Genomic DNA, 18,408 nt, shown 5'->3' on the forward strand with positions numbered 1-18,408 from the left:
TTTCTAAATTCTCATTAATGCGAGATCTTTTACGAAAAGGTTGAAGCGTCCTTCGCGCAGCAACTCTTCTAACCCCACCGGCATACGGTATGTCCAGTTGAAATCTGAAACTGTACCTGGCACATTGATGCGTTCGGCCGCTGCAGGCCCATGAAATTTCTCGTCGAGCGCGAGCAGGTCTTGTAATGGCACCATCACAACCATCGCCGGTGAGCGGTAGAGCCTTTCGAGAAACTGGCGCACCTGCTCTGCCGTCGCATTGCCGCCGTGCACCTCGACGCCCGTGACTGAAGCAGGCTCAGAGGCGAGCCATTCGCGCAGGTTCGACGAATCGTGTACCGAGCTCGTCGCCAGCGACAGGTAAGGGTAACCTTGAGGGTCTTTGGGTTGATTGTTTTCGGCCTCCCATCGGTAAACTTTGAGGCCGAGAATTTTAATGTCGGCGAGCGCCGGGCGCACATAATCGGGCACGACACCCAAATCTTCGGCGCAGGGCAGCATCTCTGATACCTCGCGCAGCGCCGTAAGAATACGTTTACCCTGAGCTTCTTGCCGCCCCGCATCTGCGGCCTGCAGCGACGCGACATACGCAGCCAGTTGGTGCTTTTCAGAGTCACTGAGCAGCGGAGTCGCCGCGATCTTTTCTGCGAAGTCCCAGGCTGGGTAAAGATCTTCGCCGAATTGCACAAATGCGCGGCGGTGCAGACGGCGCAAGAGCTCGTTTTTGAGATCCTCACTCACTTCGAGCGAATGGACGCCTTTCTCATGCAGCAGCGTGTCGTTCAGAAAAGTTTCACCATAACATTCGACTAACGTTGCGTTCATTTCTCTACGCTCATGCGCATGCACCCGAACACTCTTGAGGGCCGGCAGCTTCACCATATCAAAGCCGAGATCAGCAAGCGCCTGGCGTGTGACCGGCTGCGAGGGCAAATAAAACCCGCCGAGGCCCGATTGGTTATTCTCGTCGATGCACCAGATTCTGAAAAAGCCGAGCACGTGGTCGATGCGGTACGCCGCAAAATATTGTGCGAGCTGCGCGATGCGCTCACGCCACCAGGCATAACCCGTGCGTTCGTGCTCGGGCCAGTTATAAACTGGAAACCCCCAATTCTGCCCTTCGGGTGAAAACATATCGGGCGGCGCACCAGCGCGCAGGTGATGGTTAAACAGCGCACCGTTCAGCCAAACATCGACGCTGTCGCGCTCGAGCATAATCGGCATGTCGCCTTTCAGATAAACACCGCGCGAGTCGGCGTATCGCTTCGCTTCGCTGAGCTGCTCGTGCAGCAGGTACTGCACCCAGATGTAATATTCGATTTCAGCGGGGTGCGCCGACCTGTACGCAGCGAACGTCGCAGCCCCCGGGTTCTCGATAGCTGTGCGCAGCTCTGCGGGCGTCGCAGTGTCGGCCGACCATTGGTACCACGCCGCACCATCGAAGTAATGCTTGATGCTGCAAAATACGGCGTATTCAAGCAGCCATCGCTGCTGTGCGAATTTCTCAGGCACCTGAGCAAATAGGGTTTCCCGGTTTTGCGCGAAAAAAGTTCTGAGGATTTCTCCCTTAAACGTCACAATTTCTGTGAATGCTACCCGCTCGCTTTTCTCATGGCGCTGCCGCATTTCGGCAACCCGGGCCTGAAGCTCTGCGGCGAGCGGCAGCGCAGAGAGCCGAATGTACACAGGGTGAAGCGCCATCGCGCTCAGCGCCGAATAGGGGCTGCTGTTCAGGCCCGTATCGTTCACCGGCAAGAGATTAATCATCTGCTGCCCGGTTTCGGCGCACCAGTCGATGAGTAACTTCAGATCAGAAAATTCTCCGATACCGCAGCTCTGCTGTGAGCGCAGCGCAGAAACAGGTATCGCTACACCGCTGTACCGCCTGTCAAAAGAAGGGTAGAGACCAGCTGGCTTCTGTTCTATCGGTTTCGCGGCACGAAAATCGGCCAACACCAAAGTCTGGTATGGCGCAAGTTCGAGCTGTAAACCCTCTGCGCTGATGTGGCTGCGCGCGGCTAAGGTGACTCTTTGCGTGATTCGGTCGATCCACTGCAGGTGTTCTGCACCCGGTGAAAACACCGCCAGAAAATCATCAGCGCCAAGCCGCACTGACTCGCTGCGCGGCGAATTATTGAACACGACCAGATGCCGCGCAGCAGCACCCGCGAAATAGAGAATCACATTTCCCGACTTGCTGCAAGCGGGAAACGAAAGCGACTCGGGCGAAGCGAATACACGGCGGTTTTGCATCAGCGGCGTGATCTGCTCGCGGTAACGGCAGGTGAAATTTTCGTCGATGAGTTCGTCGGTGAGCGGCGCCTGCTGGTCCATACCATACTTTTCGCGATAACCTTCGAGCTGCCCGGGCGCAAGCATCGGCAAACCGGGCAGCGTGGCCATTAACGTCATTGCGCCGAAATACTTTTCGGTATTCGCGAAATGCACCGCAGCCGATTCTTCGTCGGGGGTGCTGAGGTAGTTCGCGAAGCGGCAGAGAGTATCGGCATCGTTCTGCCTGAAATCACGCAAGTTCGCTTCGAACTCCGCATTTTTTTCATCGCGCAGCGCGTGCATAAAGGCGCTGTTGTAAACCCGGTGCATGCCGAGCGCGCGCACGAAATACATTTCAGTCATCCAGAACGCTTCAGCGACGAGAAGCGTGTCGGGGCTGCGTGCACGAAACGCGGTGACGAGTTCGGCCCAGAATTCGGCAGGCATGCGCGCGTCGAATTCATGCTGCGGCAGCGAATAGACAGAGCGGCTCGCGATTGCCGGCGCTTCGTCGGCATGCGGAAACCACAACCTGCGGTAATGATCGCGCGTGAGCGTCATCGCCGCGTCGAAACGGATGATCGAAAAGTTCTGCGAGAGCGCGACAGCGGTGTCGATGATTGCATGGCGCACAGCCGGGTTGGTGTGGTCGAGCTGCGCCGTGTCGTTCCACGGCAGGCCGGTGCCGTCGTTGCCGTGATAGATGTAACGGCGACGCCCGTCGCGGTCGAGCGCGAATACAACTGCTGCATCAGATTTTTCATAATAATGGTCTTCAAGGCGAATTTCATTCGCTGCGCTGCCCGAAAGATTTTCGCCCTGAAAGGTATACCCTGGAAACGGGTTCACCTCAGTCTGCATGAACCAGTCAGGATTTTCGCGCATCCATTTCGAGTCGATGCCGGTGTGGTTCGGCACCATGTCGCAGCCAAGCCGAACGCCGTGACGATCGCAGAGCTCGCGAAACCGATGCAGCGCCTCATCGCCACCCCACTCATCGGCAACGCGATAGTCGAACACTGAATAGGCAGAGCCGTAATTCTTGCCGCCGGTGAGCGTCTTGATGCGCGCCGATGCAGGGCTGCGCTGCCACAGACCCACGAGCCAGATGCCGTTGACGCCTAACCCGGCGATACGCGCAATTTCGGCTTCGGGAATATCGTCGAGGCGGTGCACTTCGTGACCAAAGCGCCGGCTGATATCGGCCAGCCACACCGAGACAATCTTTGCGACGAGCACGAGCTCACGCATCCAGGGCGCGTCGGCGCTACGGCTGATCGTGCCACCTTCTGGCAATGCATGCCGGTACAAGGGTTCTGCAGGGCCACCGGAAACGAAACGTGCGCTATGATCGTAGCGCATGATCTGGCGCAGTAGCTGCCGCTCTTTTGCAGACAACAGGCCTGGCAGATGCAATACCAGAGCGTTCAGCTGCGCGTCGATCGATGCGCTGTGATCAAGCAACAGCTGCAGCAAACGTTTACCGGCGGCTGTTCTGATAAGAAAACCGAGCTCTTGAATTTTCTCAGCACCGGCAAAGCAGACCTGAAGCCGGTTAAAAACCGGGTTGGCGTGGCTCAGCCACAACAGACCCGCAAGATTCAGGTCGACTTCGGTGGATTTAATGCCGAGAAATTCGGCGACACCAGCCTGGGTTTCTGTCTGTAGCGAAGCATGAAATACGGTACGCAACAGAACCCGATGCAGAATCTCAGAGAGCCAGGCCGCTTTGGTAATGTAGAGGTCGTCGGCTTCGATTTTCAGCGCCTCGCGAAAATGGACGCTGTCTTCGAAATCGCGCACAAGAATGCGCCCTGTACGAAATGCAACAACAGGTGCAACCTGCTTCTGCGCTGAAGCAGCGGCAGCAAAGCCCGTAACGGGAAAGATCATTCGATAATGTGCCAAATCTCGCGCGCGTATTGCTGCACGGTGCGGTCTGACGAGAATTTTCCTGAACAGGCTGTGTTGGTGATTCCCTTAGCGACCCATGACGTGGTATTTTCGTAATCCACCATAATCTGCTCTTGCACCTGCCAGTAGCTGTCAAAATCAGCGAGGTGATAATAACCGTCGCCCTGGTAAGTAAGGGCATCAGTGAACTCGCGAAAGTCAGCATGGAGCAATTCAATAAAGTCAAAGATTTCGCGCAGGTCGCTGCGGCGCGCGAGTTCTACCGGGTTATAACCCTCGAGGTGCAGCTGGCGCAGCTCTTCGACGGTTTTGCCAAAAATGTAGATATTACCTTCGCCCACTTCTTCGCCGATTTCAATGTTCGCACCGTCGAGCGTGCCAAAGGTCACAACACCGTTCAGCATGAACTTCATGTTGCCGGTGCCCGAAGCTTCGGTGCCCGCAGTGCTGATCTGCTCTGACAAATCAGACGCAGGGTAAATGCGTTCGGCAAGAGAAACCGAAAAGTTCGGTAAAAAGACGAGCTGAATGCGCTTGCGAATCAGCGGGTTCTTCTCGATGTACGACGACAGCGCATGCGCAAGGCGAATCATCAGCTTGGCACGGTGGTAACCCGGCGCCGCTTTACCCGCAAAAATAAAAGTGCGGTGCCGTTCGTGTTTGTATGTGCCCGCGAGAATATCGAGACAAATGCGCGAAATGCGCAGCAGATTCAGCAGCTGGCGTTTGTACTCGTGAATACGCTTCACATGTACATCGAAAAAGGTTTCAGTCGGCAGAGTGATATGGTTACGCTCGCGTATGATTTCATGCAGCAGAAGTTTGTTCTGCTGGCGCACCTCTTGCCAGCGGCCCTGAAAGCTGGCGTCACCGCGCATCGGCGGCAGATCTTTCAGAAGCGTATGGTCGTTGTGCCATTTCGTGCCGATTGCATCGTTGATGAGCGCGGTCAGCCCGGGGTTCGCGGCGACGAGCCAGCGCCTGAAGGCGATGCCGTTGGTCTTATTCGAAAACTTTTGCGGCCAGAGTTTTGCATACTCGGGAAAAAGCCGCGTCTTCACGAGTTCACTATGCAGCGCTGAGACCCCGTTAACGGCAGACGAACCGACGACAGACAACGCGGCCATGCGAATGCGTTTGGGATGTCCCTCTTCAATGATCGATGCGCGCGCAATTTCTTCTTCGCTGAAACCCTGCTGGTGCAGATCTTTCAGAAACTGAAAGTTGATGTCATAGATAATCTCAAGATGGCGCGGCAAAAGACGACCGAACAGGTCAAGGTTCCATTTTTCAAGAGCCTCGGGCATAATCGTGTGGTTTGTGTAGCCCATGCAGCTACGGGTAATCTGCCAGGCTTTGTCCCACGGTAATAGTTCGATGTCGACGAGAATGCGCTGCATTTCGGCGATCGCGACCGCTGGGTGTGTGTCGTTCAGCTGAAAGAAGACGCGGTCGGGAAGAAGCGATAGATCCCCCTCTTCATGCTTAAAGGCCGCAATCGCGTCTTGAATCGTGGCGCTCGCGAGAAAGTACTCTTGCCTGAGGCGCAGCTCCAGGCCTTTGAGATTGTTGTCGCTCGGGTAAAGAACCTTCGAAATCGATTCTGAATGTACCTGATCGGCCATAGCCCTAATGTAATCGCCGTGCTGAAAGTAGTCGAGACCAAAATCGGCGCTGTGCTCGGCCCACCACAGGCGCAGCATCGCAATACCAGCCGAGCCGTTACCGGGAATCAGCATATCGCGCGCGCGCGCCATCACTGTTTCGCTGCTGTGCCAGTCGGTCTTGTTTCCGTCGCGGTGTGTGTGGCCGCCGAAGCGAATTTCGTAGCGTTTGTCGTGGCGGTCAATGAGCCAGGGATAATTGCCCGTAAGCCAAACGTCGGGCGATTCTTGCTGCGCACCGTCTTTGAACGATTGCTTAAAAAGACCGAACTCATAGCATAGGCCAGCGCCGATGCAGGCATAGTCGAGATGCGCCATGCTGTCGAGAAAGCAGGCCGCGAGGCGGCCGAGGCCCCCGTTGCCGAGCGCAGCGTCGGGTTCAATGCTCAGCAGATCGTCGAGACGGCAGCCAAACTCTTCGAGAATTTCTTTCGCCTCACCGCGCAGATTCATGTTCACCAGCGCGGTGTTGAGCATTTTGCCCATAAGAAATTCCATCGACAGGTAATAGACGCGTTTGTGGTGGCGCGACTTGCGGCGCTTAACGATCAGCCTGTGCATCATCAGATCGCGTAGCGCCAGAGAGAGGGATATGTATGCGTCTGTGGGCGTCAGCTCATCAAGGCTGCGGCCGAGCGAATAGTTGAGGTGCCTCTGGAATCCGGTTTTGAGCTCAGATTTGAGGTCTGTCGAAAGTGGAATCACGGCCCATGCTGCAAAGCGCGCTGAGCCGTGCCACTATTTTTGATTAGGAGTTTTCTTTGCGAGAAAACTCCTGATTAAACCGTAGAGTACGCTAAACGCGCAGAATACCGCCAGGCCAAGCCCGATAATCTGCCAATCGGCCCGCGTAAGTGGATTCGTATGCAGGTATGTGTTGAAGAACGGCACGTAAATCAGCGCCAGCATTGCACCGAGCGAAAGTGCGATTCCCAGAAACAGGTACGGGTTGCTAAAAAATTCACGCCCGGGCAGAGCGCCGCGCGCCCGCAAAAAGAAGATGCCGACAAACTGTGTCGTGACGATCGTCGCAAAAGTCGCTGCAAGACCGGTCTCCCATGCCGCAGCTTCACCTGTGTGCCGGCGAAAGACTGCAATAAAGACCAGAGTCGAAAGTACTCCCCTGACGAGTCCCGTCGCGCCGACATGCACCAGCTTTCGCTTGTCGAGCAAAGCCCCCTTTTTTCGCGGAGCTTCACGCATGATTCCGGGTGATGCCGGGTCGTATGTCAGCATCAAGAGCGGCAGCATTTCACCGACCAGGTCAACGAGAAGAATCTGTACCGGCAGAATAATCGGCGGCAAGCCGAACGGCAAGAGCGCAAACCCCGCCAGCACGCACAAAAGTTCGGTGAAGTTCGACGACAGAGTTGCGACCACATTGTTCTGCAGGTTGCGAAAGATCGTGCGGCCCTCGCGCACCGCGGCAACGATCGTCGCGAATGAGTTATCGAGCAGAATGAGGCTCGCCGCTTCTTGTGCAACCTTGCTGCCGCCGTGCCCCATCGCGACGCCGATGTCGGCGCGCTTGAGACTCAAGGTGTCGTTCACCCCGTCACCCGTCACGGCCACCACGTCACCGCGTGCCTGCAATGCTTCGATGATGCGCAGCTTCTCATCGGGCGAAACCCGCGAAAAGACCACGGCGGGCGCAGAGAGGGTTGAACCCAGTTCTTGTGCGTTCATCGCGTGCAATTCATCGCTGTTCACAACCGGCAATGGTGTTTTATCGTGACCTGCCATGCCGATCGCATTGGCAATCGAGCGCGCCGTCGCATGGTGATCACCCGTGATCATCATAAGCCTTAGACCAGCTTCTCTCGCGGCCTTTACGGCATCTTTGACTTCATCGCGGGGGGGATCTATCATCGTCACGAAACCCGAAAAAATGAGGTTCGACTCGGCAGATTCTTCTGTGACTTTTTCACCCGGCGCGAGGTCGCGGTAGGCCAACGCGATGACTCTGAGCGCCTGCGCCGAATAGGCGCGCGAGACTGCGAGCAACTCTTCGCGCAGTGCATCGGTCATCGGGGTATCTGCACCTGCCACGCGGCGATAGGTGCAGAGCGGCAGCAGCGACTCGATCGAGCCCTTCACGAAGACGATGTTCTTACCGTTATGCTCGCGCACGATAGAGACGCGCTTGCGCACCGAATCAAACGGAAACAGCTGCAACCTTGGGTAGGCTGCTGAAATTTCAGAAGACACAAAACCGGCTTTCATGAGCAGAGTTGCAAACGCAGCTTCGGTCGGGTCGCCGAGCGCGTAATACTCAGAGTGAAACTCATCGGGTGGGTTTACGGTACCCGTTGACGATAGAAATCCGGCTAAAAAAAGAATTTTGGCTTCGCCCAGAGAATCGACGTTCATGACCTTGCCCGACTCATCGAATATTTCACCCCCGGGGTTGTAGCCCGTGCCCGTAATACGGTAATTCTTGTCTTCGAAATACGCGGCAGTGATTGTCATCTCATTGCGCGTGATCGTACCGGTTTTGTCTGACGCGATGACCGTCGCCGCGCCCAGGGCTTCAACCGAAGACAGCCTCTTGACCACACCGTTCTTGCGCGCAAGTCTCGCGACCCCGAGCGATAACCCCATCGAAATCTGCGCGGGTAAACCTTCTGGCACCATCGCCGCAGCGATGCTCACCGCAAAAATGAGCGCCGTCTTCAGCGGTTCGTCGCGCAGCAGCTGCACTGCAAACAGCAAGACTGCGAGTGTCAGGGCAAAGCGCGTGATTTTGCCGCCGAGCGTGTTCAGCTCTTTCTGCAGCGGCGAAAGTTCACGCGTCATGTTCTCTGACGACACCGCGATTTTGCCGAGTTCGGTTTTGTCGCCCGTTGCGCAGACGAGCGCCGTGCACTCACCTCTCACGAGCGCCGTACCGAAGTAGAGCATGTTGCGCCGGTCGGGCAGCGGCAGTGCATCGTCGTCGCTTGAAAATGTATGGCTCTTTTCTGATGATACCGACTCGCCGGTCAGCGCCATTTCGTTCGCCATTACAGTCGTTGCGCTGATAAGGCGGCAATCGGCAGGTACACCCTCGCCTTCTTGCAGATAGATGACATCGCCCGGCACGAGCGAAACGACCGGCACCTCAATGCGCTGGCCGTCGCGCACTGCGATCGCACTTTCGGTAACAAGGCTCCCAAGGCGCGCCGCAATATTTTCTGATTTCCAGTCTTGAAAGAAACCCACCAGCGCGTTGATCACGACTATCGCCATCAGCACAGCACCGTCGTTGACCGAGCCGAGCAAGAATGACAGCACCGACGCCGCCACCAGCAACAGCACGAGAAGATTCTTGAACTGCTCTGCCAGCAGGTCGAGTTTTGAGCGCTTTGTTTTTGCCGTGATGCGGTTTTCGCCGTGCGTCGTGAGGCGCCGGTGGGCCTCGCCCGCCGTGAGCCCACGGGTCTTGTCGGTGCCGAAGCTCTCGAGCCACTTTTCAGCGAGACCGGTGTGAAACCCGTTGGCCATGCAAGCGCCATTTTCATGAGCCTGCACCCGGCGCAAACCATGTGTGTCGCCCCCGGCGCGCCATTGCAAATTTACTTGTCAAACGCGTGGGATAATCAAACCTAATGCATGAAAAATACCCTGCGCGCCGCCGTCGCGGCAGCCCTGCTGGCGGCGATGCCCGTGCATGCTTCGATTAACCTTTTCAGAACATCGATTCCCGCGCAGGCTGCGGTCAATTCGGTGTTCGTTTTCGATACGTGGGATTACTTGGTCACACCGGCCTTTTACAGCTGGCAGAACGACGACGCAATTTCTTCTGTATACACTCCCGATCAATACGACCGGCAGACGTTTGTCATGGGTGGGCGCAACACGGTGGGGCTTCCGCTCTACTGGGCAGTCGGCCTGAAAAATGAAAGATCCAAATCACAAAACTATGACCCGACGCAGCAGGCGAGTTTTGAGAGCACAACGGGCCAGTCGCACTTTCGCGGCTCGCTCGGTACAAAGTTTGGCACATTCGGCGTCGGGCTCATCGGCGAATACCTCGACAATGCAATCGTGCGCAAAGACACGAACGACGGCACGACGTATTCGGCAGGCGCCGAGATTAACGACAAAACTTCAAACCGCATGCGCGCAGGGCTCAACATCGGCCAGAGCCTCGACCGCAAGATCGTCTGGTCGCTCGGTGTCGCGATGCGCCAAAACGGCGGCACATTCGACCAGACAACTGCGGGCGCGATCAATTCAGGCACACTCGCCTCGGCGCTGACCTCTGGCCAGCTGCGCAGACCGCAGAACACACAATACCTCGAAGCCACCACCTTCGGCTGGATAACCCTGACCAAACGCGGCGAGCGCCTTTACTGGCGTGGTAATTTTTCGCACCAACTGAAAGGCGACGTCGACGTGCGCCGCACGAGCGGCACAACTGTTGAAACTGCGAAGCTCGACGAGAACGACAACCGCGGTGAAGCATACCTCGGCTATGCGATGGCCTGGCCGCTCTCAGATGTGGCGCGTTTTTACATCGGCCCCGAGATCGGAGCAACCTACTCGGCAATTACCACAATGGCGACGAATGGCGCGCAGGGTTTCAGCGGCGGCATTCTCGGCTTCACCGGCAACAACCAGCGCCTGCAAGAGAACACTTCAACGCTCGCAGGCAAATTCAACCTGCCGATTGTATTTCAATTGCCCGTCGTCACGAATATTCTGACACTGCAGGCAGGTTGGTACCCCGAAATAACTGTGTATTCGCAGACGGTGCGCGAACAGACCGACAGCCTCGCCACACCCGCGAAAACCGTCGATGCGCGCAGCTCGCGCTACCTGCAGGCAAATGTCGAAAAATACGGTGCGGGCCTCACCTACACCCCGGTGAATCGCCTGAAAATTCACCTGCTATTTACCACCATCACCAACTCTGATGCAGTGGGTCAAACCGATCGCGTGGATGTCAGCCGGGTCTCAGTCGGCGTCGACTACGTGTTTGCGCCCGATGCACCCAAAGAAGCCGCCGAAGCTGCTGCGGCGCCGAGCCTGCCCGACGCGGCAGCTGAACAACCGGCTGCAGCGCCTGCACCCGCGAAAGGCGCGCTGGGTAAGGCCGCAGGCAATAAGAAGAAGTAATTGATCAACGCACCGAAGGGGCGTTGATCAATTACATGAAACAACCCAATCTGCGGTAAACGCGGGAGATTCTTCGGCGATGCCGGGCCTACCGTCGGCGGCAACACTCGCATCCATCAGATGAAACTCGCAGCTCTGTTTTTCCATAGCTATGCCGGTCGTCTTGCCACGCTCGAGCAGCGTATCGGCAAGGCGCAGATCAATCGGCACGCGTCGGCCCGGCACTTTGGGCGTCGCGGGCACCAGCAACTTAAATTGCGCCGCGCCCGGTAACGCCCTCAGCCGGCTCTGTGCTGCAGCCATCGCCACGAGCCGCCCCTTGCGGCTGATCTTGACCCGCGACTCAGGCCCATCGGGGTATTGTATCAGTTCAACTTCGATGCCGCACTCAGCAGGCGCACATGTGATTGCAGCCAGAGGCCAGGGCGAAATGCGCAATGCGGATTTAGAACCGTCACTGAGGCTCATGGTAATATCAAGTACCGGCGCCCCGTTCTGTTCGCGCCTCTGAATCTGGTAGACGCGCGCCAACACCTGATCGCCGACTGCCCCCGTAATGCTCAGACGATTTGCACCAGCCCGCATCTGCTCTTCTGCTCGCAGCCCGTTCTCGCCCTTGGGGCCAAAACACGCTGCAACGCAGAACGCAGCCACAACCGAAACAACAGTGGATCGCAGCGACACTATTTCTCGCGCGCCCATGCCATGTCAGGTTCGTCAACCACCGGCTGCCGGTCGTTGCCCACCGGATCGATATGCAGTTTTTCGCCGTCTATAGTTTGAAAGTATCCGGAATCAGTGCCGGCACTTTTTCGATGGAAAATTATGCCTGATGCGTTAACCTTCGTCCAATCATCGAAACCGTTAAGGGTTTCATCGCCATTTCCCGTTCCATTCAAATTCTTATTTATGTTTGAACCATTTATACTACCGTTACAATTATAATCGACTGCCGCGCTACCAGGATAATACAGCCCTGAACTTTCGCTGATTGCTGTTTCGGTAATTGAGGAACCAGCGCTTGCAGAATAATCCATCAAAAAGGTCGCCGAATTGAAATTGTTTGTCAATTGTGACACCGAGGTAATCAACGAACAATCACCAAAAGTATTGCGACGATAAAGATAGTACCTGTCGCCCGGATTGTTGTTTAATGTGGGTAATCCGGCAAGCTGATAGTGATAATTCATGATGCTGAAATAGTTGGGCTTGTAGTTCACATCGTCGTTACCGCCATGCCTGAGGCCAAGGTTATGACCCCACTCATGCATCAGCGTCGAAGCCTGATAATTGATTAACCGATTGCTGTCAGCAGCGAGCCCCCAGTTTCCGAGTGAGACAATCGAGTCGTTGCCCTCAATTTCTGCCACTCCGCTCGAACCTGCACTCCCATCAGGATTTCTTGAATACGCGAAAAGCATGTAGTAAAAGATATTTCGTCTGCCAATGTCCATATGGCCTGCTTTGTAGTTAAAAAAATTCGCGGAATCGGCCGATGCTCCGAGCGAAATACCTTGCGCGAATGGCACTCTTGCTGAAGCGTTGCCTAAATCATGCATTGCTTCATTGATACCTGAAGTGGGATGGTATAAATCACCTACGTCAAAATGTAACTTATAGCCTTTAGCGTTGAAAACAGCCTTTACTTTGTCGAGAGCGGCTTTATGTGGTATGACGCCCGGATCTGCACTATCCATATAATCCACTTCTATAAATATGTCGCGCTGACCCACGCGCGCGCCCATGGCATAAAGGTTTAGGCCAGAGTATGTCGAGCCCTGAACCTCAGAGCAGTCCGGAATTCCATCATTGTCACTATCTGTATCACAGGTAACATCATTAGGTGCGCCGGGGGTCGCGTACGCTTGTTGAGCCCAATCACTCCCCTGATCTGAATCACTCAGCGAAGCATTTCGCGCCACGCTCTTGCCGTAGTTCGCGTCATCTATGGCCCACATGGCAGGCATTCCAGTTGCATTCCAAGCCCCGCCTGTCCCCGACGGCGTGACCGTGCTGGCACCGAAGCGGACAAAATCTGTTGAATTACCAGATGGTACATGGATTATCTCCATCGAACCGTTCAGGTTCCACCACGGAATCTCATCGACCGATGGTGTTACGTTGGGATCAGCAGGCGGATTAATATCTTGTGCTATGTAGATTAACCCTGGCCCATTCACATAGTCACCATAGTTGTTGGCCTTACCTCGCAACACGACAAATGTACCAGGAGCCATTGGTACTGACGGCAGAGTGAAATTTACAGCAGCGTTCGTAAAGCCCGACCCACCAACCTCCCTGTAGGTTGACCTAAGGCGGTAATCGGAAAGATTAGCTGTGCATTGACTAGATTTGTTGTGAATTTCGATCCAGCATGAACGATTTGTCCAACGGCACATACCAACTTCTGTTATTAGTATTTGTGCCTGGCCACCGAAGCCTGAAGGTGAAGTGTATTCGTGGCTGAGCTTCTTGCCACTGCTGGTTTCAGCATCAGTCTTGACGCGAATTTTATATGACCCACCGGCTGGAAACGGATTGACTGGCGTGTAGGCAAATGTTGTCCCGCCGTTCGTTTCTTGTGGCGCAGCTGAGAAATTTATGCATGAGGCGAAGTTGTCACCGGAAACTTGCACATTTGCCGTGCATGCTCCGCCCGCATTGACTGCCGAAACAGTCGACGCTTTCATCGCAGTGGAAAATTCAATGCTGATTGTCGTCGGCATCGTTCCGCAGCCGCCCGCATCAGGTACCTGCTTCGACACCCTCACATCGGTCTCTTCTTCGAGCAGCTGCTGGCACTGCGCGCGCATGAGGGTGGTGGCCAATAGCAGGCCCGCGACCAGCGCGCGCACGGTCGAACAGACCCCCGAACGGTGCCGTTGGGGCAGCGTCAAGACGGGGATTTTGGCGTTGAACATAGTGAAGTGGCATGCCAACCGCGCAAACTGTCAACCAGATTAGCCGGTGCTTTGGTGGTGGTGATTCTACACCTTACGGGCATGACCGCCGATAGATTTTTCTCTACAACCACCAGCCAAAACCCGCCGATAATCAAAAGAGTGGCCAAAGCCGAAAGAGACGGGTTTTATTTATCTTTGGGGGCAGGTGAAAACCAGCTGCCTCTGATTCGCGCAGCGCGCGACCAGGGGCTGAAGATTATCGGCGTCGACCGCAACCTGGGGGCGGTGGGCCTTAAACTCTGCGATCTGAAGATTGAAGAATCGATTCTGAACTACCGCAAGATCTATTACAAGATTTCGAGCCTCGTTGAACCAAGCCAGATCGCGGGTGGCTATGCAGCCAGTTATGGCGAAGCTTTGGCCAGCTTCGCATTTCTTTGTGAGCGCCTCAGCATTATTGGCCTCAGCCGAACACTGATGGAAACTGTGCTCGACAAATTGCAGGTGCGCAAAAGGCTCTTAGGTCTTGAGCACTCCAACTTTGCCCAGCCCAATTTTCTCGAAATCTCGCAGAGCATGCACCGCGAAGAAATCGAACAGCTCGGCTTTCCGCTGATCGCAAAAACGCGGCGCGGGGCTTCCAAAAAGCATATTTACCGGTTAGAAAACTGGCTCGAGGTGAAGAACTTTCTTTCGCGCCGCAATCTTGAAGCGCTCGGCGTTAAAGGCCATGAGTTTATTTTCGAGCAATTCATCGAGGGTGATGAAATAATCGTCACCGGCTTCGCGCAAAATTTTCACTACCAGCTGTTATCGGTGCACGACCGCATCGCCGCGACCCGCCCTCCCTACATCGATCTCGAGCACAGGTTTCCCTCGCGTTATGCGCACCTTGCCGCCAGCATTCAGCAGATTCACGAACAGATCTGCATGCGGCTTCAGCTCTCTGACACACCGATTGTCAGCGAATGGAAAGTTGTCGCCGACCGTATCTACCTTGTCGAGCTGAGCGCACAGATTCCCGGCGAGCACGTTGCCGACTTTATGATACCCAAAGGCCTGCGTTATGATTATTTTGCCAATCTCGTCAGGTTGACATTGGGAGAAAAAATCGAACCGGTTTCAGAAAAACATCTGCATCCCGTGCGCGTGCGTTACTGGGCAGAGAACCCTGGCTGGGGCGAATGGCAAGAAGAGACCCGCAAAGCAAGTTTCGCGCGAGTCATCAACGCCAACCCACCCAAGACGATCACGTCGAACCTTGACCGATACGGTGTAGCAGGATTTCTAGATTAACTCCACAATCAAAGCAGCTGAGCTGCTTTGATTGTGCTGCCTCACGGCTCAAGCCAGCTTCGTTTATACGAACCATCTTTCTGCCGCTCGAAAAGTATGCGCTGGTGTAACCGGCTGGGTTGCCCCTGCCAGAACTCCACACGCTCAAATGCAATTGTGTACCCACCCCAGTGCGGCGGGCGCGGCACAGGCAGGCCGGCAAAGTCGGCGAGTGCCTTTTCGAAGCGCGCCTGCAGTTCAGTGTAATGCGCAAGTTCGCTGCTCTGGTTCGAAACGGCCGCAGCAACCTGCGAGGCATGCGGCCTGCTCGCAAAGTATTCATCGGCCTCGGCATCGGTGACGCGTGTGGTTCGCCCCTCAAAGCGAATCTGCCGGTGCTGCCTCGGCCAGAAGAACACACCCGCGGCGACCGGCTGTGATTCGAGTTGCAATCCTTTCAGGCTATTGCCATTGGTGTAAAACGTCACGCCACGGGCGTCGATTGCCTTGGCGAGCACCACGCGCACCGAAAGCCGTCCTGCCGAATCTGCAGTCGCCAGCGAAAAGGCAGTCGCCTCGGCTTCAACTTTTAGTGCATGTTCGAGCCAGATTTCGGCGCCGATGTGAGGGTCTGCAGGCAGCGCTTCGATGCTCTCGCCGTTATATTCACTGCGAATGGATGCCAGTTTCATGAGCACTCGTTCAGTTTTGCTATACAGGCCGTCCGCAGAAAAAAGAAACGGAATATGGCAAAAAGTGCCGCTAAACAGCCTATAGGCAAACGCGATCAGACCAAGCTCGTTAACCGGCAGCAGATTCTCGAAGCGGCAAAGAATCTTTTTGCCGACAAGGGTTTTGAAGCCACCAATGTGCGCGACATCATTCACGAGAGCAGCCTTTCACCAGGCACATTCTACAACTACTTTCAGAGCAAAGAAGAAATCTTCGAGGTTCTTACCGACGAAATTATCAGCGAAGTGCGCGAGCAGATTCAGGTCAGCTACAAGAACGTAAAGATGGATCGCGCAGAGATCATGAAATCACTCGAGAAATTCTTTCAGATTTTTCTTGGCAACCCTCGCCTCATGAAATTTCTTTCGCGCAACCAGTCTTACCTGCGCGAACTGCGCAGCAAGGGGCGCTTCGACGGCATGCTGCAAGACCTCGAAAAGGCGCTCGATGACGGCGTCAAAAACGGCATGCTGCCCGCCTTACCGGTCAAGATCGTCGCCATTGCGGTCTTCGGTGCCGTTTTCGAGATCATCGCGACGATGGTGATTACGCCAGGTTTCGACGTCAAGAAGGCGATCGAAACCCTGTCGCAGCTCTTGTTTGTTCACACCGGCAAATAGCCAGGCGTTTTTTGATACAGATTATTGCTGCGGAAACAGGAGGCCCTGCGCAACAAAGAAGCGCACCCGGGCGATTTGCCTGCGGTAATCAGCTTGCGCCGCCGCGGTGCGCGCGAGCTGCACATCTTCACTTGCCTGCAACACATCGAGAATCGTAGCGATGCCGAGGCGCATATCGGCAAGCTGCGCCCGATAATTTTTTTCAGCGGCTGCTGCTGACTCGCTGTATGCCTCGTATTCACCCTGCGCTTTACTCAGCGCCTCGCGTGCGTCATCGACTTCAACACGCGCCTTGCGCTCGGCCTGTTTCAATTCTAGCTCAGCCTGGCGCAGCCGCGAAATCGCGATGTTGGCATTCTCAACGGTCTGCCCGCCCTGAAAGAGCGGCAGCTCGGCGACCACACCACCGAAATAAGAGGTCTGCTGGTTCGCTTCGAGAGCGGGCCGGTACGAACCGTCGAGGTAGATGTTGGGCAGATGGCCGCCGTGGGCAGCATCAACTTCATTCTTGCGAATGTCGACGACAGTTCTGCCGAGCGCGATGTCTGCCCTGCGACTGAGATCCACATCTTTCTGCTGCACTTCGGCGGCGTATTTTTCGGTCGCACCATCGACACCAAACTCACGGCTAAGCCCGGTCAAAAACCCCAGGTAGCGGCGCAGCTGAGCAAGCTTTTCTTGCTGCGCCAGCAGGTCTGCCTGCTTCTGCTTGAGGCGCGCCTCTGCCTTTAACGCGTCACCGCGCTTGTTGCGCCCGATCGCGACCCGCCGGCGGATTTCAGAGAGTGACGATTCGGTCACGCTGACGGCGTCTTTTGCCTGTGTCACAAGACTTTCACTCAGTTGCATCTGCAACGCCGCGTCGGCAATATTCAGCAGATGCGCCGAAAGCTCGGCTCTGAGCCCCTGCTCTTCGGCGACGCGCTCAAGGCGCGCACCGACAATGCCGGTATATTCAGTCAGACCCGTCATGATGTTCTGCCGTGCAGTGAAACGAATACCCGGCACCACAAAGCCCGGCCGTTCTGGGGCGTATTGCGCTGCCGTCAGGTTCAGGCGCGGCAGCCAGGCGCCATAACTGCGCCGCACTTTCGCGTCGGCGGCAAAAGATTTTTCAGCGGTAATCGCCATCTGTTCGGTGCGATCGAGCGAAAGCACGAAAAGTTCTTCGATGGTGAACTTTTGCTTCTGCGCGTCGATCTCGTAGAGGCGAGCTTTGATCGCTGAATCACGCAGCACCTGTTCGTATACGGGCTCAAGGCGGTTGTCGCCCAGGGTCACCGGTGCGCTGCGGCAGGCTGAAAGAACGGTTGCAAAAATCGCAAGGCCAAAAGACCGCTTCATTTCGCAGCCTGATAAAGAAGAAAACCGCCTGACACAAGCATGATAACCGAAGCGCCTCGAATGGCGTAAACGCCGATCTTCTCACCGATGCGACCATGGTATTTCTTAAAAATTTCGAGCAGAATCGCAAACCAGCTGATGATGCCGGTGCTCGCCGCAATGGGAAAAAGCAGCATGTCCCAGAAACTGATCGTGTCGAACCACGAAAATATCGTACTGCTTGCACTGCCCCAGGTTAAAAAAAGCGTTGGGTTAAACAAGGCTATAAGAAAACCCGAAACCAGACCCGAATTCTTGTTTTCTGGTATCGGCGCCATCTCGTCAGCAAAGCGGACCTTCTGGAACATGAAAACGATTCCGAGAACGAGCAGAAAAACTGCACCGACGTATCGAATGTACTTCGCGAGAAACGGATAAGCGGTACTGATTTGCACGAAGCCGAAAGTGGCAATCGCGCAATAGATGCCCTCGGCCACCGCAGCGCCGGTTACGACCCGAATCGCTTTTGAGAAATGGCCTTTGAGACTACTACGAAATACAATGAGCGCAATGGGCCCCGAAACGGGCATTGACCCGAAGAAC

Annotated in this window: 11 protein-coding genes; 3 read left to right on the forward strand and 8 right to left on the reverse strand. The window is 55.5% G+C overall.

Annotation, left to right across the window (positions count from 1 at the left end; all coding sequences use genetic code 11):
- Positions 1–3: 3 nt before the first annotated feature.
- From TURPA_RS21355 to TURPA_RS03530, 3 genes are read right to left on the reverse strand one after another with little or no spacing between them, the layout of a single operon-like run.
- Positions 4–4,167: a 4-alpha-glucanotransferase gene (locus TURPA_RS21355; RefSeq protein ID WP_014801904.1), complete on the reverse strand. Its 4,164-nt coding sequence runs from the start codon at positions 4,165–4,167 to the stop codon at positions 4–6.
- The gene (locus TURPA_RS03525; protein ID WP_014801905.1) at positions 4,164–6,557 is read right to left on the reverse strand and encodes a glycogen/starch/alpha-glucan phosphorylase; all 2,394 of its coding nucleotides are present in this window, start codon (positions 6,555–6,557) and stop codon (positions 4,164–4,166) included. The genes TURPA_RS21355 and TURPA_RS03525 overlap by 4 nt, the downstream gene beginning before the upstream one ends.
- Before the next feature lie 33 nt (positions 6,558–6,590).
- Positions 6,591–9,335, reverse strand: a complete 2,745-nt coding sequence (locus TURPA_RS03530) for a cation-translocating P-type ATPase (RefSeq protein WP_014801906.1) — start codon at positions 9,333–9,335, stop codon at positions 6,591–6,593.
- A gap of 108 nt (positions 9,336–9,443) precedes the next feature.
- Here TURPA_RS03530 and TURPA_RS03535 point away from each other — a divergent pair, with 108 nt between their 5' ends.
- Positions 9,444–10,952 carry a hypothetical protein gene (locus tag TURPA_RS03535; protein ID WP_014801907.1) on the forward strand — a complete coding sequence of 503 codons (1,509 nt, stop codon included), beginning with the start codon at positions 9,444–9,446 and terminating at the stop codon, positions 10,950–10,952.
- 27 nt (positions 10,953–10,979) lie between these two features.
- Here the strand turns inward: TURPA_RS03535 and TURPA_RS03540 are convergent, their stop codons facing one another.
- Together TURPA_RS03540 and TURPA_RS03545 are read right to left on the reverse strand one after the other, a co-directional pair.
- A complete protein-coding gene (locus TURPA_RS03540) occupies positions 10,980–11,636 on the reverse strand; it encodes a hypothetical protein (protein WP_014801908.1) in 657 nt (218 codons plus the stop codon).
- On the reverse strand, positions 11,636–13,873 hold the full coding sequence (locus TURPA_RS03545; RefSeq protein ID WP_014801909.1) for a zinc metalloprotease: 2,238 nt from the start codon (positions 13,871–13,873) through the stop codon (positions 11,636–11,638). Before TURPA_RS03545 ends, TURPA_RS03540 begins: the two co-directional genes overlap by 1 nt.
- 141 nt (positions 13,874–14,014) lie before the next feature.
- Here TURPA_RS03545 and TURPA_RS03550 point away from each other — a divergent pair, with 141 nt between their 5' ends.
- Positions 14,015–15,151, forward strand: coding sequence for an ATP-grasp domain-containing protein (locus TURPA_RS03550; RefSeq protein WP_157210382.1), 1,137 nt, complete (start codon positions 14,015–14,017; stop codon positions 15,149–15,151).
- Positions 15,152–15,192: 41 nt separating this feature from the next.
- On the opposite strand, the gene pdxH is transcribed toward TURPA_RS03550, so the two are convergent.
- Complete coding sequence (gene pdxH, locus TURPA_RS03555; RefSeq protein ID WP_014801911.1) at positions 15,193–15,822, reverse strand: pyridoxamine 5'-phosphate oxidase; 630 nt, start codon at positions 15,820–15,822, stop codon at positions 15,193–15,195.
- 54 nt (positions 15,823–15,876) lie between these two features.
- On the opposite strand from pdxH, the gene TURPA_RS21360 reads away from it, so the two are divergent.
- On the forward strand, positions 15,877–16,482 hold the full coding sequence (locus TURPA_RS21360; RefSeq protein WP_014801912.1) for a TetR/AcrR family transcriptional regulator: 606 nt from the start codon (positions 15,877–15,879) through the stop codon (positions 16,480–16,482).
- A gap of 21 nt (positions 16,483–16,503) precedes the next feature.
- Here TURPA_RS21360 and TURPA_RS03565 read toward each other — a convergent pair whose 3' ends face one another.
- Together TURPA_RS03565 and TURPA_RS03570 are read right to left on the reverse strand one after the other, a co-directional pair.
- Positions 16,504–17,826, reverse strand: coding sequence for a TolC family protein (locus tag TURPA_RS03565; protein ID WP_014801913.1), 1,323 nt, complete (start codon positions 17,824–17,826; stop codon positions 16,504–16,506).
- Positions 17,823–18,395 (reverse strand): LysE family translocator, encoded by a 573-nt coding sequence (locus TURPA_RS03570; protein WP_041948278.1) that lies wholly within the window; start codon positions 18,393–18,395, stop codon positions 17,823–17,825. The genes TURPA_RS03565 and TURPA_RS03570 overlap by 4 nt, the downstream gene beginning before the upstream one ends.
- Positions 18,396–18,408 lie beyond the last annotated feature (13 nt).

The sequence above is a fragment of the Turneriella parva DSM 21527 genome (assembly GCF_000266885.1).
GTDB classification, from domain to species: domain Bacteria; phylum Spirochaetota; class Leptospiria; order Turneriellales; family Turneriellaceae; genus Turneriella; species Turneriella parva.

Bases quoted from the DNA above. Each gene is read 5' to 3' on its own strand.
- TURPA_RS21355 (WP_014801904.1), bottom strand. From the start codon at position 4,167: ATGATCTTTCCCGTTACGGGCTTTGCTGCCGCTGCTTCAGCGCAGAAG.
- TURPA_RS03530 (WP_014801906.1), bottom strand. From the start codon at position 9,335: ATGGCCAACGGGTTTCACACCGGTCTCGCTGAAAAGTGGCTCGAGAGC.
- TURPA_RS03535 (WP_014801907.1), top strand. From the start codon at position 9,444: ATGAAAAATACCCTGCGCGCCGCCGTCGCGGCAGCCCTGCTGGCGGCG.
- TURPA_RS03545 (WP_014801909.1), bottom strand. From the start codon at position 13,873: ATGTTCAACGCCAAAATCCCCGTCTTGACGCTGCCCCAACGGCACCGT.
- pdxH (WP_014801911.1), bottom strand. From the start codon at position 15,822: ATGAAACTGGCATCCATTCGCAGTGAATATAACGGCGAGAGCATCGAA.
- TURPA_RS21360 (WP_014801912.1), top strand. From the start codon at position 15,877: ATGGCAAAAAGTGCCGCTAAACAGCCTATAGGCAAACGCGATCAGACC.
- TURPA_RS03565 (WP_014801913.1), bottom strand. From the start codon at position 17,826: ATGAAGCGGTCTTTTGGCCTTGCGATTTTTGCAACCGTTCTTTCAGCC.
- TURPA_RS03570 (WP_041948278.1), bottom strand. From the start codon at position 18,395: ATGCCCGTTTCGGGGCCCATTGCGCTCATTGTATTTCGTAGTAGTCTC.